The following is a 13,372-nucleotide window of genomic DNA, read 5'->3' as shown; positions in this document are numbered from 1 at the left end:
CAGCAGTAGTCACGGCCGACGGGAGATCAAGGCCCGGCAACCCTTGCCGCGCACGCATCCGGCGCAAGCCAGGGCTCGCACCCCTCAGGTTTAGAATCCGGGGTAACCCTCGACGAAGCTACGCTACGCCTAAAGAGGGTGTTCTTGTCTAGGGTTCTCCTGGCGTAAGGTAAACATGGTCAAAAAAGAAACTACGCGAGGGAGCGCCTTGCGAGACGCGGGTACCCCAATCGCGTCAAGGGAGGTTACAATGGCAACGAAATCCTTGGTGACCACAAGATCTTTTGTAACAGTGCTTGTCAGTCAAAGCGAGTTACTCCGAGAGGGTCTTGTTCTAATTTTGGATGCAGCAAAGTTTCGCGTTCTGTTCTCTGCACCTTGTGTTCAGGACCTTCTGCAGAAGCCGCTACCCACGCATCGGTCCATCTTGCTCATCATGGATGTCGACGATTCTGATACGGATGCTGGATTCGCACAAATTTCGGAATTTAAAGGGATTTATCCCACCAGCCATGTCGTTGCGCTAGCCGACCACTGTCGACCGAACGATATAGTTTCAGCCCTTCGTGCGGGGGCTGACGCGTATTTGACGAAAGTTGCCGCTCACGACGCCTTCATCAAAGCTCTCGAATTAGTTATGCTAGGACAAACGGTTCTACCTGCAGAAACTTCAACGTTTATTCAGGACATAAGACATGGTCTGAAATATAATTCTGTAAATGAGGTTGCAAATTTGGCTGTGTCAGAGGAGAAGGCAGAGCGAGAACCATCAATGTTGTCAATTCGGGAAGAGTGTATTATACGTTGCTTGATCGGAGGGGATTCTAACAAAACAATCGCGCGCAAGATTAACATTGCCGAAGCGACGGTGAAGGTGCACGTGAAGGCCATCCTTCGAAAGATTCGGGTAGGTAACCGTACGCAGGCTGCAGTTTGGGCGATGAACCATGGTATGCTCAGTTCCGCTCCCGGCAATGGGTCGTCAGGGGACCGAAAAGACGGTTATCTAGCCTTGTCACCATCTTCAAGAGCTACTTGAAGCACAAAAGGAGTACCACCTTGTCAAGAACACTCATCCGATGTGACAGCCTCCGCGCTTGACATATGATCCTTCGCGCCGAGGCTTTCTCGCTCCGGAGGCCAAAATTCTTTAGCAGTATGCACACATTCTCTCGCAAACAAAAAATCGAGGCCTTGAACTCACCGGGCGATCTGCTAACAATTCGTCTACAGCGGACCGGCAAAAGACATCTACAAGGAAAGACAGTACAGAACTGGCGATTCAAGCCGACCGTTCTTACTTTCCCTTTTGAGTTGAGGGATTCATTCAAAGTGGGCGAAGCAAAAATTGCTCATGGATTTTCGTTCAAAAAAGCCCGGATCGGAACGGTCGAGGGCGGAGAATCTGGGGTTCTGGTGTGGAAATGGGACCAACTGGTCGCGGTCCTTACTCAGATCGACGAGGAAGCCTACTCCACGAAGGGCAAATGGTTCCTTGAGACAGGCTTCGGACTGCTGAGCGGGCAGCACAAGAATTTCGATACGATCGAAGAAGCCATAAGTTGGGTGGCCAGACACAGTTTCCCCGACATTGCAGAGGGATCGGCGGATTCAGCGGCAGGAAGTTAACCTTCCGACTTGGCGGAAGTCGCGCATTTCCCTCCACCCAAGGCGGGCCGTCTTACTGCTTGGGATAGGCGTCAGCCAGAGTTCCTTCCGCGAGGAGATCGTTGACCTTGTAGGCGACTTCCGTGCGGTTGGTCGCCTTCAGCTTCTTCATGATATTCCGGATGTGGACCTTCACGGTGCTTTCGCGCAGGTTCAATTCGTAGGCGATGATCTTGTTCGCCTTTCCGCGTCGGAGCGCTTGGGCGACCTCGGCCTGCCTAAGCGTGAACATGCCTGTTAAAGGCTGCGTGTCGCGGCTGCCCGAACCTATCAGGTGGCGCATGCAAAGGACACTGCTCGCCGGGACGAAGATGCCTCCCGCTTTCGCAAGGTTGATAGCCTCGACACAGACATCGATTCCGACCGAGCTCGGAATGTAGCCGCGTGCGCCGCATTCGAGAGCGGTCAGTATGTGTGCAAGGTCTTCGGTGTCGGCCAGGATAACCACCGGGACTGATTTGAACTCGGACGAAATATGCCTAATCTCGTCTGCGGTGCCATGATCCGTGACCTTCCGGCCGCCCAGGTTGAGGAGTATGACTGCAAGGGGAGGGGCCGAGCCCTTCTTCACGCGCCAGTCATCGATCGAACCCATGGCGGCGATTTCCATGCCGAGGTTGTGGTCCGCGAGGGCCGATGCGAGACACACGCAGTCAAGGGCCCTTTCGTCCAGGATGAGGAGGCACCCCCTGCCTGCTTGTCGGTGGACGCTCGTTCCGCTGGACAGAATTCCTGACCGATTGGCCCAAGTGTAACTATGCCGTCCTGTTGTGGTGGAACCCATATCAATATCCGCTTCCGCTCTTTTCCACACAAGCCGCCCTGCGGCTGCCAAAATACCCCCATTTCTCTCGGAGCTGAAAGTTTGAATAGCGCCTTGTTTGAGTTCCTTTTGGATGAATACCCAGCCCTTGTGAGAGCGTGAGGCTACCCCAGCTCCGTGTCTCCAGCAGTTCTTCGCCCCAACGAGAACAGCTTGTGCAGCCTACAGAGTATTTATAAGCGTTCTCTAACATAAGTTAATTTTCGGTAAATTTCTCGCCAACGGTCTCGCCTGAGAGGGCACGTGTCGAGGCAGCGTCACCCCGCCTTGAAGGTCCCGCGAGTTCGATCGTGACGCGCGGGACTGGCGAGATTCAATCTCTTGGCCGCATGCCAACCGTTGAAACGATTCCAGCCAACCCCAGCCCCAGCAGGCATTCGAAGGAGGATCGGCAGCGCCTCGCGATTGTAGACGAGAATTCCTGAAGGTGAATATTGGCAGGGCGCAGTTCGTGGCACCGCACTACCAGTCGTTCGGAAAACATCATCTGGAACGCTCCAGCGACGGAGCACTGTCGTCTTCCAGCAGAAAATTTGCTGATGGCCGAGGCGTTGGCGCACAGCACCGCCCGCAGGGGAGGCGATGCGAACGCCCGAGGCAGAGGGAATAACCTTTACCTGAGGTACTCGCTGTCGAACCCGGCTATTTTGACCAACTTCTTGCGGTTGATCACCTCTACATGGCCTGCCTTGAAAGCGACGAGATCGGCCTTGCGGAGTTCCCTCAATGTCCGGTTGAGGTGAACGGTGGTCATTCCGAGGATGTCGGCCAATTCATGCTGGGTAAGGGGGCACTCATATCTTCCATGGGCCGACAGGCCAACGATGGAGAGCCTCTCCTCCAACTCGAGCAGGAAATGGGCGGTGCGGCTCATCGCGTTCCGCCGCCCGGCATTCATGAGATGTTCGGCAAGGATGGCGTTCAGTCGGGCCAGGGAGCAGACGATCTTCTTAGCGAGGCGACCTTCCGACAAAATGGCCTCTAGCAGCTTTTTGCTGGAAATTTCATAAACAGCCAGTTCGGTTATGGACGCCAGGGACGCTAAACGGGGTCCGTCCACGGAACGGAAACCGACAATGTCCCCGCGCAGAGGAGTGTCGATGATCTGCCGTTCTCCGTCCAGTAGTCCGCGATAAAGGAGAGCCCAACCCGATTTTACGATGAATATCCCATCGTTGGGGTCATCTTGGTGGCATATCACCGAATGGGGTTTGTAGATTTTTGCGGTCACACCGAGAAAATCGTTGTTCCCCCAATCGTTCTTCGACAATGTCCCCCCTACGGGATGCGAGCGTATGAAGTGCAACAGTGTCTGCATGTTGCTTCAATTTCCGCACAACCTAGAATAATTGCTCCCGGCGAGTTCGACACAACGACCACTGACGGTAGAGGCGGGCTGGCCTACTGTCCTCGTCTGTTTGAATGAGGTAGACTGCATTTAGATCAAAGGGTTGCAAGCAGCAGGTGGTTAAGTCTTCCGGCTTGGGCGAGACGATCCACGCCAAGGCCTGCTGCAGAAGTGTGGTACCGAGGACCGTATGGCGGGCCATCTCGACGCGCGTGCCGTCTTGCATAATGACGGATGTCGCGGGATCATTTGCGCCCCGGTCGTGAGGAAATCCCGCGGACAGGCATTCGCCCGCAAACGAGGCCTCGGAAGACTGCTCCTCCTGAGCAAGCCGTGCTGGCGACGTATGGGACAGTTAACTCAGGCCACGCTGCGGATAAGCGTGCCACCAAAAAGCGATCCAGCGCCAACCGAAGATTGCCTCGCGTACCGCCAAGGGCAAGGACGCCGGAGTGAGCACGAATCCAAATAGCAGGTAACCGGGACATCAGGTCCGCCGCCCGGAGAACTTAACAGCGGCCACGCTCGCGCCTATGGCGTTATCATGGAAGGTCGGGCGGCAGCCGGTCAGACCTCAGGCCGTCTCAACACGAGCTGGCTATGGCTTTGCAACCGCCAGCGCAACAATGAGCGCCGTTAAGTAAACAGCGCCTCTTCTTGTAAATGGCTGCCTAATGTGATCCTACCAGACTTGCCGGTCACACCAGTCGTCAATATCCTGCCGAACACGGTCCTTTTCGATACCATATCGTTCCTGGATCTTGCCTTCGAGCTGATCGCGATTGCCAGCGATGCGATCAAGATCATCATCGGTAAGTTTACCCCACTGTTCCTTGATCTTACCCTTGACCTGCTTCCAATTTCCTTCGACGCGATTCCAGTCCATGACATATCCTCCATTGTATCACACAAAGCGAAACGGTCGTCTGGCCTGGGAGTTCCGGGACGAAGATCTCTGATGTTCAAGTCTCCAGTTGGGAAGGTGACGGCGCCAATTAGGAGATGGTGGGCCTTTTGGGTACGCGTCGACCTCCCAGACGAAGGCCCTTTCCTACACGTCGCCAGGTGATGCAGCGCCGTGGGCGAACGCAAACAACGAGCGGAGCGTGACGTGTTGAGCGAGAGGAGCACGGCTGTCCTGCGCAAGATCATCCAGGTCGAAATAGTCCTCCCAGGCCTTCGGGCCGCTAGGCCGCCCCGCGGTAGTGACATGCCGGATCCGAATACATGGGCTCATTCGATACCCTTGCCGGGGAGCTGGCACCACGCGCGTCGCCGGATTGAACCGGAAGAGTCCGGCCGCGTTGTCTGGTGACTGGAATGGCAATTGTTGAAGATGGAAATGGCGAACACTGGCACAACGCGTGGACGCAACCAAGGACCGGGTAAAGGGTCGCTGGTGGGCACGGCCACGACATGAATTACGAGGCAAGCAAAACCGGCGCCAGCAAAGCCGACCCCAAATCGGCGGTGAAGTCGCTCGGCAACAATCGCAAGAAGGCCGAAGATAAGCTGGGCAAGGAGTGAGCCTGGGCCGCACAGGACGCCGGCGAAATTGGCGACAAAAGCTCGAGGTTCAGCGAAGGGGCATAGGCCACGTTGCCCTGTGCGCCGACTGCCGCCAGTAGTCATGAGAGGGCATTCACATGACCCGCATCGCCACCTTTAATGTGAATGGTATCAACGGCCGACTACCTGTGCTCCTGAGGTGGTTGAGCGAAACTGACCACAACATTGTGTGCCTGCAGGAATTGAAGACGTCAGACCACAAGTTTCCTGCCAACGCGATCAGGGAGGCGGGCTACGGCGCGATCTGGCACGGTCAGAAATCCTACAACGGTGTTGCAATCCTCGCTCGCGGAATCGAGCCGATGGAACGTCGACGCGGCCTGCCCGGGGATCCCGACGATACCCACAGCCGCTATATCGAGGCCGAGGTGGATGGGATCGTCGTGGGCTGTCTTTACCTGCCCAATGGCAATCCAGCGCCTGGCCCAAAGTTCGACTACAAGCTGCGCTGGTTCGATCGTCTCATCAGCTACGGCCAGCACTTGCTCCAGGACCGGGTGCCAAGTGTTCTCTGCGGCGACTTTAACGTCGTTCCAACCCCGATCGACGCCGTGGTGCCGAGCCGATGGCTGGGCGATGCGGTCTATTTCCCGCAGAGCAGGCAGGCCTATGCCAAAATGCTCCAAGCTGGCTGGATAGATGCCGTGCGGCGCATCCATCCGGAGAAGGGCATCTACACCTATTGGAACTTCTCTTACCGTGGCGGCTACGATCGGAGTTCCGGCCTGCGAATGGACCATCTCCTGGTGAGCCCCTCCCTTTCCGACCGGCTGCGCAATGCTGGCGTGGACGTCGAGCTTCGCAGGTGGGAGAAGCCAAGCGACCATGCGCCGGCCTGGATCGAGCTCAATTGACTGCGAGGAATGCAAATGGTCGAATTGGATGACCACGTCGATCAACAAAATCTCTTTGTGTGTGGGCGGCGGGAGGAGTCGAGCGGGGGAACCGCCAAACAGGATAACCTAGGGGCAGCTCCGCTCCTGCTGCACCAGGTTCATCCAGTATATGCGTTCGCCGACATGCCACTGAACAAGCTTTGGAATATCGGGGAGTTATTCCCCGGCTGCCAAGCCACGGATGGCAAGGAAGCCAAGATCGTGGCTGGTCTGGAACAGTCCGAGGCGCAGAGCACTGCCAGGAAAGTGGTCCGGCATTGACGAAATTGGACGAAGGCCTGCGGTTTGGACCGCTTCGTGAGCGCTGGGTTCACCTCTGTGTCGACATGCAACGGATGTTTGCCGAACCGACGCAATGGCACACGCCGTGGATGGAGCGCGTATTGCCCAATGTCGTCGCCCTCGTCGAATTGGACCCGGCGCGGACGATATTCACCCGGTTTATTCCCCCTCGATCTCCCGACGACGTTGGCGGCGCCTGGCGACGGTACTATCAAAAGTGGGAGACGATGACCCGCGATCGGCTTGATTGTCAGCTGATTGATCTCGTTCCGGAACTGGCGCGCTTCGTGCCGCCCGCTTTGCTTGAGGACAAACCAGTCATGTCCGCTTGGCACGGGTCACTGCATGCTCGCCTGCGGTCTGCGGGCATTGATTCACTCATCGTGTCGGGCGCGGAGACGGAGGTTTGCGTGCTCGCCTCTGTGATGGGAGCGATCGATCTCGGCTACCGGGTGATCATCGTCGCTGACGCGGTATGTTCCGGAGCTGACTCGACCCACGATGCCATGCTGGCGATCTATGAGAGCCGCTACGGTATGCAGGTCGAGACAGTGACCACCGCCGACCTCCTGGCCGCTCGACTGGACAGAATGTTGTGACATCGGGAGCACCTCGGCGAATGACAGAACAGGAAATGATTATCGAAGCGTTGGGCGTCACTGCGAGCTTCGACGTCGCGCTGGAAGCGCGCCGGCGCATGGACTTTCTCAGCACCTATCTGCGTGCATCGGGCCTAAGCACCTATGTGCTGGGGATCAGCGGCGGAGTGGATTCACTCACCGCCGCTCTTCTGGCTCAACGCGCCGTCGAGGAACTGCGAATGACAGGATACGACGCTACATTCCTGGCCGTTCGTCTCCCGTACGGCACCCAGGCGGACGAGCATGATGCCCAGCGGGCCTTGGACACCATAGCGGCGGATGAAGTGCACCGGGTCGACATCAAGCCGGCTGCCGACGCGATGCTGGATTCGATCAAGCTGGCTGGGGTCGAGCTTGGCGATGCCGGCCGCGAGGATTTCTTGCTTGGCAACATCAAGGCGCGTCAACGCATGATCACCCAGTTCACGCTCGCCGGCGCCACGCGCGGGCTGGTCATCGGCACCGATCATGCGGCTGAGGCCTTGATGGGTTTCTTCACCAAGTTCGGTGACGGTGCCGCCGACATTCTTCCTCTTTCCGGGTTGAACAAACGCAGGGTTCGCGCCTTGGCAGCGCATCTGGGCGCTCCGCCTGAACTTGTTTACAAGATCCCGACCGCCGACCTGGAGAACCTCGTCCCGCTTCGGCCTGACGAAGATGCATATGGTCTCACATACGATCAGATTGACGACTTCCTAAAAGGCCGGGAAATCAACGAAGCGGCGCGCAGGCGGATACTTCACGCGTACTCCAGCACAGCCCATAAGCGAGCGCCTCCGGTCACAACGAGTGCCATGACGAGTTCGGCATTGGCGCATCGGCAATAGTCGTCTCAACATATGCGACCGATGGGCTTAACTTCCGCTGGAGCGATGCGTTGCTCTTTCCGCTCCGCATGCGGTCATGCGGTCGAGAGTGTCGGCAGTATGGCCGAGGCCGGCGCGCGAACTCACTCCTCCCTGAATGCCCGCTGGATTTGATCTTCCAAAGGTTTCACGAGGTAAGACAGCATTGTCCGGCTGCCGGTCGAGAAGAACACCTCGACAGGCATGCCGGGCGCCAAGGTTAGGCCTTTCAGCCGTGTAAGCTCTGTGCGCGGCAGTGTGACCCGCACGGTATAGAAGCTCGTGCCGCTTCGCTCATCGATGCTGAGATCGGGGGAGATCTCACTGACTACACCATTTAGCTCAGGCGTTATCCGCTGGTTGAAAGCCGAAAGCCGCAAGGTTGCGCTCTGCCTTGGTGTCAGCTGATCGATGTCTTGCGGTGCCACACGCGCTTCCACGGTCAGGTCGTCTGTCACAGGGACAATCTGCATGATGAGCTCTCCGGCAGATATAACGCCGCCGACCGTATGCACGCCAAGCTGATGGACGACGCCAGTTTGCGGGCTGCGTATATCGATACGCCTGAGTTGATCTTCGGCAGAGACCTTTTGCTCAACCAACTCGGCGAGCTTTGCCTGGACGTCACGGAGTTCGGTTGCCACCTCGCTGCGCAAATCCTGGTCGATCTGAATGATCTGCAAACGGATTTCGGACGTATGACCCTTCGATTGCGCGATTGCCGCAGTCAGCTTGCCATGCTCGCCTTCAAGCCGGACTGCATCACGCTCAAGTGTCGTTATGCGATCGATTGAAACCAGCTTGCGGTGCCAGAGCTTGCGCATCCCGTCGAGCTCAAGCCCGATCAGCTCGATTTCCTGGCTTTTAGCATCCCTTTGCTCGGTCAGACCGGAAACTTCCTCGCTGAGCTGAGCAATGCGCTCTTCCAACTGAGCCTTCTGGCCAGCGCGTGCCTGGCGACGAAACTCGAACAGGGATTGCTCGCCTCCCATCGCACGCCGGATCTCAGGATCGCCCTGCCGCGAGCTCAGCGAAGCTGGGAAGGCGATGGTGTCATTGCCCTCGCGCTCGGCTTCGAGGCGGGCCAGCCGGGCCTCGAATTCGTCCAGGCTCTTGGTGACGATGGCTAAATTCGCCCGGGTGACGGTTTCATCGAGACGGATCAAGACCTGGCCCGCCTTCACGGCATCGCCTTCTCGAACGAGGATTTGACCGACGACGCCACCCGTTGGATGCTGCACCTTCTTAACGCTGGAATCGACGACCAGCCTTCCCGAAGCAATGACGGCTCCGGAAAGCTCCGTGACCGCGGCCAGGCTTCCCGCCCCACCAACCAGAAGCACGCACACCGCGACACCACCGAACAGATAGCGGCGAATGGTCCGATCGATCGCGGGCGCCGCGTATTGCGTCATCACTGTGTCGCCTCCTCAGGGCCGGAGACGACCTTCAGAGGAACGCCTCCCGGGCGGGTTACCTTCCCCAGGACCTCATTCTTGGGCCCAAACGCCTGGACACGGCCGTTAGCCATGACAAGGACCTGATCCAGGCTTGCAAGCGCGCTCGGCCGATGCGCAACCACCACAGCAATACCGCCTCGCGCCCGCACTTCTTCAATTGCCGCCGCCAGCGCGGCCTCCCCTTCTGCATCGAGGTTGGAATTGGGCTCGTCCAGAATCACGAGGAACGGGTCGCCGTAGAGGGCTCGTGCGAGTGCAACTCGCTGTCTCTGGCCCGCCGAAAGCGCCGCCCCAGCCTCGCCGATGCGAGTTTCGTAACCTTCAGGCAGATGGACGACGAGATCGTGAACGCCGGCGGCTTGCGCAGCCGCCAGTATCTTGTCCGACGGGGGGCGAGATTCGAAGCGCGCGATGTTCTCGGCTATGGTGCCATCAAACAGCTGCACATCCTGCGGCAGATAGCCGATGTGGTTGCCGAGCTCTTCCGGCGACCATTGGTCGAGGGTCGCGCCATCGAGCCTGACCGTTCCCCGGATGGGGAGCCATATTCCGGCGATTGCCCGGACAAGTGAAGATTTTCCAGACGCGCTCGGTCCGACGACGCCGAGGCCGGCACCCTTTTCCAGCGCGAACCCGACATCCTGCACAACCACACGCCGCTCGCCGGGTGGCGTGACGCTGATGCTTTCGACGGCAAGAGCAGATACCGGCGCGGGCAGCGAGACACTCGTGGCGGTCTGGGGAAGCATGGCCAAAAGCTGGCTCAGCCGGGTCCATGCCTGGCGAGCACTGACAAAGCCCTTCCAATGGGCGATAGCCAGTTCGACCGGTGCGAGCGCCCGGCTCATCATAATCGAACTGGCGATCATAATACCGGCTGTCGCTTCCTGATGAATGACCAGATAGGCGCCGATCGCCAGTATACCCGACTGCAGCATCATGCGCAGGACCTTCGAGATCGTCCCGAGTGTCCCAGCCAGGTCGCTGGCTGTTGCGTTCGTGTTGAGATAATCGGCGTTGACGCCTGCCCAGCGCTCGGCAATGCGCGCGCCAAAGCCCATCGCCTGCAGAGCCTCTGCATTGCGGCGCGTCGCCTCCGCAAGCGTATTGCGCGCCGCCGCCTGGCTGTTTGCCCTCTTCGCCGGCTCCCTCGTGCGAACTTCGGCAAGCAGAGTCAGGCTGGCGAGAACGATGGCGCCGGCCAGCGCCGTCATGCCGATCCAAAAATGGAACAGGAAGCAAATTATCAAATACAGCGGCATCCAGGGCAGGTCGAAAAGCGCTGTCGGACCAGTGCTCGACAGAAACGAACGAACCTGATCAAGATCCCGCAAAGACTGAAGGCCGTCGCCTGGGAGCTTCGTGCGCAACGGCAAACGCATAAGGGCGGTATACACTTGCCCGCTCAACCGCGCGTCCAGCGCCATGCCGATGCGTACAAGCAAACGTGACCGGATGAGTTCAAGGACACCCTGAAAGACGAAAAGCGTGCCGGCAAACACAGCAAGTCCGATGAGTGTCGGCACACTGCGGCCGGGTATGACCCGATCATAGACCTGCAGCATGAAGAACGAGCCGGTCAGCGCCAGAACATTGACGACACCGCTCATCAGGGCGATTCCAGCGATCGCGCGGCGGAAAGAGGCCAAGACCGCAGCGAGCGTTGTTCGCGGCGGCTCGGACGAATGGGAATGCGACATCGCCTTCACATCGGTTTCAGTTCGGTCCCACGCGCAAGGATCGTGCCCGAAATCAGGCTCGATGACAACGTCTACATACCGCCGCAGCCAGGCGCCGCGCCTAGATAAGCCAATCGTTCAGCGCGTAGGCGTGGATGTAGTCGATCTGCATCTCCGCAGGTGTCGCAAGCCCGTCGGCAGGCGCCCCCGCGAGACCACCGACTGCCAGATCGACCAGCATATACATCGGGTCGTGCATGTCGGAAGGGGTTGCGGCACGGGCAACTTCCACATCATCGAAATACCAGACGAGTTCGTCTTCCGTCCACAGCACCCCGTACGTGTGGAACCCTCCCGTATCGGCGGCAAAGGCCGTCGAGGACACTGTCGTATGAGTTCCCGTCTCGTTCGAGTGGCTTGTCATAATGAGCTTGCCTGGATCCTGGCCGAGCATCTCCACGACGTCCAGTTCCGGTGGCCAGGAGCCGTCTGCCGGCAGCAGCCAGAAGGCCGGCCACACACCTTGCTTTTCGGGCATGTCGGCCCGAATTTCGAAATAGCCGTAGGTCTGCGCGAACGATTCATAGGTCGTCAGCAAACCTGACGTGTATTTGTAATTGTCTATGTAGGGCTGGATAGCCGCGGGAGCCCGGGCGGCGGTAATCGTAAGAACACCATCCTCGATGCTGAAGGGGTTAACGGAACGCGTCGGAGCGTAGTTGGTGTCGATATACCATTGAAGCTCCTTGTTGCTCGTGAGCGAGCTGCCATTCGGGGCACCCCACCAGAAGTTCGAATCCCAGGTGCCGCTCGAGCCATTCCACAGGTCCAGCGTGTTGAACTCGTCCGAAAAGGTGAGTTCCAGATGCGACCTGTCCAGGGCAAGATCGAACTGGCCTGGGGTGAACTGGTCGATGGTCTTGTTGGCGAACACGAGAAACTCGTTTTCGGACAGGTTGAGTCGGACGTTCGCTCCCGTTTGCACCATGTTGGCGTGCACTTCTTCGAAGGAGGTGAAGCCGTAGCTTCCGACGCGCGCTGTATCGTCGGCGCCAAAGTCGAGGATCAGGTCACTGCCATTCCCGGGGGTCACAACAAAAATGTCGGCCCCGGACCCGCCTTTGAGAACGTCGTCTCCCCGGAGGCCGTCGAGCGTCTGTTGGCCGGAGCCGCCAGTAATGATGTTGCTTAGCTCGTTTCCGAAAGCAAAGTGTTTGTCCCCGGTGACCGTCAGGTTCTCGAAATTGGCCGGGAGCTTGTAGCTCATCCAGGTCGAGATGGTATCGATACCCTCGTTGGGCAGCTCGACCGCCTTGTTTTTGGATGAATACAGATAATAGATGTCATCGCCCTTGCCGCCATACATTGTGACGGCAACGCCGCCGTCGGCGTACATCGAGTCGTTATAGATGCTGCCATAAAGTAGCGGGCCCGAATTCGTCGCCGAATACCACTTTACCGAGGACCCGCTGTAGGGGAGTGGCACACCCTTGGCGTTCAATACGGTGGCCATTTAGTTCTTCTCCTTTGTCTCGCCTGTCTCGCCTCGACATCAGGCTACCTTTGGAGGACAAAACGAGCCAGTAACATTTGGCTCCCGACTTGAGAGAGTTACCAGAACTTTAATGGGCAACGCAGCGAGGGCCCGCCTGAACGTTCAGGGCACCAGGATTGCAGCCGGGCCCTTGCCGCTCTGCTTCGGCCGGCAGCAATGTCAGACGTGCGGCCGTTATGCGACGCAGGGCTTGTTGTCAGGTGCATGACGTGGAGCGTGAATTACAGCTTTGGCGCGATGGCGGGCGCGCTGCATCGTTGATATTGTACGCGCAGAACAGGCGCGCAAATGATATCTGATTCAGAGAAGGCCGAAGCGGTCGAGCAGTTGCTTGATACACCTGACCTTGCAACCGCACTGGAAAGCGAACAGTTCAAGAAATTCCTTGACCAGGTGCCGATCGCCATAGCCGTTTCGGACCTTGCCGCTGAGGAGCGTGTGGTCTATGCCAATCCGGAATTCGAGAAACTGTCAGGCCTGACGGCCGCTAGGCTCACCCGAGAAAACTGGGCGGCCCTTTTAGGCACAGGCCTCCATCAGCAAAAGGACAGGCCGCTAGCCGAGGCCGTGGTCGAGGGAACCGATCTGGTCGGCACCTTCAGGCTG

The 13,372-nt window shown here is 58.2% G+C and carries 13 protein-coding genes; 7 read left to right on the top strand and 6 right to left on the bottom strand.

All coding sequences use genetic code 11. The annotated features are described in order from the left end of the window. Window positions 1–250: 250 nt before the first annotated feature. Window positions 251–1,039: a LuxR C-terminal-related transcriptional regulator gene (locus tag NKH98_RS29050; RefSeq protein WP_352903660.1), complete on the top strand. Its 789-nt coding sequence runs from the start codon at window positions 251–253 to the stop codon at window positions 1,037–1,039. A 293-nt stretch (window positions 1,040–1,332) separates the two neighbouring features. Further along, complete coding sequence (locus NKH98_RS29045; RefSeq protein WP_352478583.1) at window positions 1,333–1,629, top strand: hypothetical protein; 297 nt, start codon at window positions 1,333–1,335, stop codon at window positions 1,627–1,629. Window positions 1,630–1,681: 52 nt separating this feature from the next. On the opposite strand, the gene NKH98_RS29040 is transcribed toward NKH98_RS29045, so the two are convergent. The 3 genes from NKH98_RS29040 to NKH98_RS29030 form a co-directional block, all read right to left on the bottom strand. Then, window positions 1,682–2,452, bottom strand: a complete 771-nt coding sequence (locus tag NKH98_RS29040) for a LuxR C-terminal-related transcriptional regulator (protein WP_502894342.1) — start codon at window positions 2,450–2,452, stop codon at window positions 1,682–1,684. A gap of 652 nt (window positions 2,453–3,104) precedes the next feature. After that, the gene (locus NKH98_RS29035) at window positions 3,105–3,761 is read right to left on the bottom strand and encodes a Crp/Fnr family transcriptional regulator (protein WP_352803759.1); all 657 of its coding nucleotides are present in this window, start codon (window positions 3,759–3,761) and stop codon (window positions 3,105–3,107) included. Between the two features lie 760 nt (window positions 3,762–4,521). Continuing rightward, window positions 4,522–4,725, bottom strand: coding sequence for a CsbD family protein (locus NKH98_RS29030; RefSeq protein WP_352903657.1), 204 nt, complete (start codon window positions 4,723–4,725; stop codon window positions 4,522–4,524). A 760-nt stretch (window positions 4,726–5,485) separates the two neighbouring features. Between NKH98_RS29030 and xth the strand changes: the two genes are divergently transcribed. From xth to nadE, 4 genes are read left to right on the top strand one after another with little or no spacing between them, the layout of a single operon-like run. Then, a complete protein-coding gene (xth, locus tag NKH98_RS29025) occupies window positions 5,486–6,262 on the top strand; it encodes an exodeoxyribonuclease III (RefSeq protein WP_352903655.1) in 777 nt (258 codons plus the stop codon). Between the two features lie 15 nt (window positions 6,263–6,277). Continuing rightward, complete coding sequence (locus NKH98_RS29020) at window positions 6,278–6,565, top strand: hypothetical protein (RefSeq protein ID WP_352903652.1); 288 nt, start codon at window positions 6,278–6,280, stop codon at window positions 6,563–6,565. Further along, window positions 6,562–7,185: a cysteine hydrolase family protein gene (locus NKH98_RS29015; protein ID WP_352903650.1), complete on the top strand. Its 624-nt coding sequence runs from the start codon at window positions 6,562–6,564 to the stop codon at window positions 7,183–7,185. Before NKH98_RS29020 ends, NKH98_RS29015 begins: the two co-directional genes overlap by 4 nt. A gap of 20 nt (window positions 7,186–7,205) precedes the next feature. Further along, the gene (nadE, locus tag NKH98_RS29010) at window positions 7,206–8,054 is read left to right on the top strand and encodes an NAD(+) synthase (RefSeq protein WP_352903648.1); all 849 of its coding nucleotides are present in this window, start codon (window positions 7,206–7,208) and stop codon (window positions 8,052–8,054) included. 122 nt (window positions 8,055–8,176) lie between these two features. On the opposite strand, the gene NKH98_RS29005 is transcribed toward nadE, so the two are convergent. The 3 genes from NKH98_RS29005 to eglC all read right to left on the bottom strand — a co-directional run bounded on the left by NKH98_RS29005 (window position 8,177) and on the right by eglC (window position 12,724). Continuing rightward, window positions 8,177–9,487: an HlyD family type I secretion periplasmic adaptor subunit gene (locus NKH98_RS29005; RefSeq protein ID WP_352903646.1), complete on the bottom strand. Its 1,311-nt coding sequence runs from the start codon at window positions 9,485–9,487 to the stop codon at window positions 8,177–8,179. Further along, a complete protein-coding gene (locus NKH98_RS29000) occupies window positions 9,487–11,232 on the bottom strand; it encodes a type I secretion system permease/ATPase (RefSeq protein WP_352903644.1) in 1,746 nt (581 codons plus the stop codon). Before NKH98_RS29000 ends, NKH98_RS29005 begins: the two co-directional genes overlap by 1 nt. Window positions 11,233–11,332: 100 nt before the next feature. Then, on the bottom strand, window positions 11,333–12,724 hold the full coding sequence (eglC, locus tag NKH98_RS28995; protein ID WP_352903642.1) for an endo-1,3-1,4-beta-glycanase EglC: 1,392 nt from the start codon (window positions 12,722–12,724) through the stop codon (window positions 11,333–11,335). A gap of 330 nt (window positions 12,725–13,054) precedes the next feature. On the opposite strand from eglC, the gene NKH98_RS28990 reads away from it, so the two are divergent. Further along, window positions 13,055–13,372, top strand: a 318-nt coding sequence (locus NKH98_RS28990) for a PAS domain-containing protein (protein WP_352903640.1), incomplete at its 3' end; no start/stop codon positions are given.

The sequence above is a fragment of the Mesorhizobium sp. M0833 genome (genome assembly GCF_040319905.1).
In the GTDB taxonomy this organism is placed as follows: domain Bacteria; phylum Pseudomonadota; class Alphaproteobacteria; order Rhizobiales; family Rhizobiaceae; genus Mesorhizobium.
Note: the sequence above shows the minus strand (reverse complement) of the source record. Positions and strands in the feature narration are given on the sequence as shown.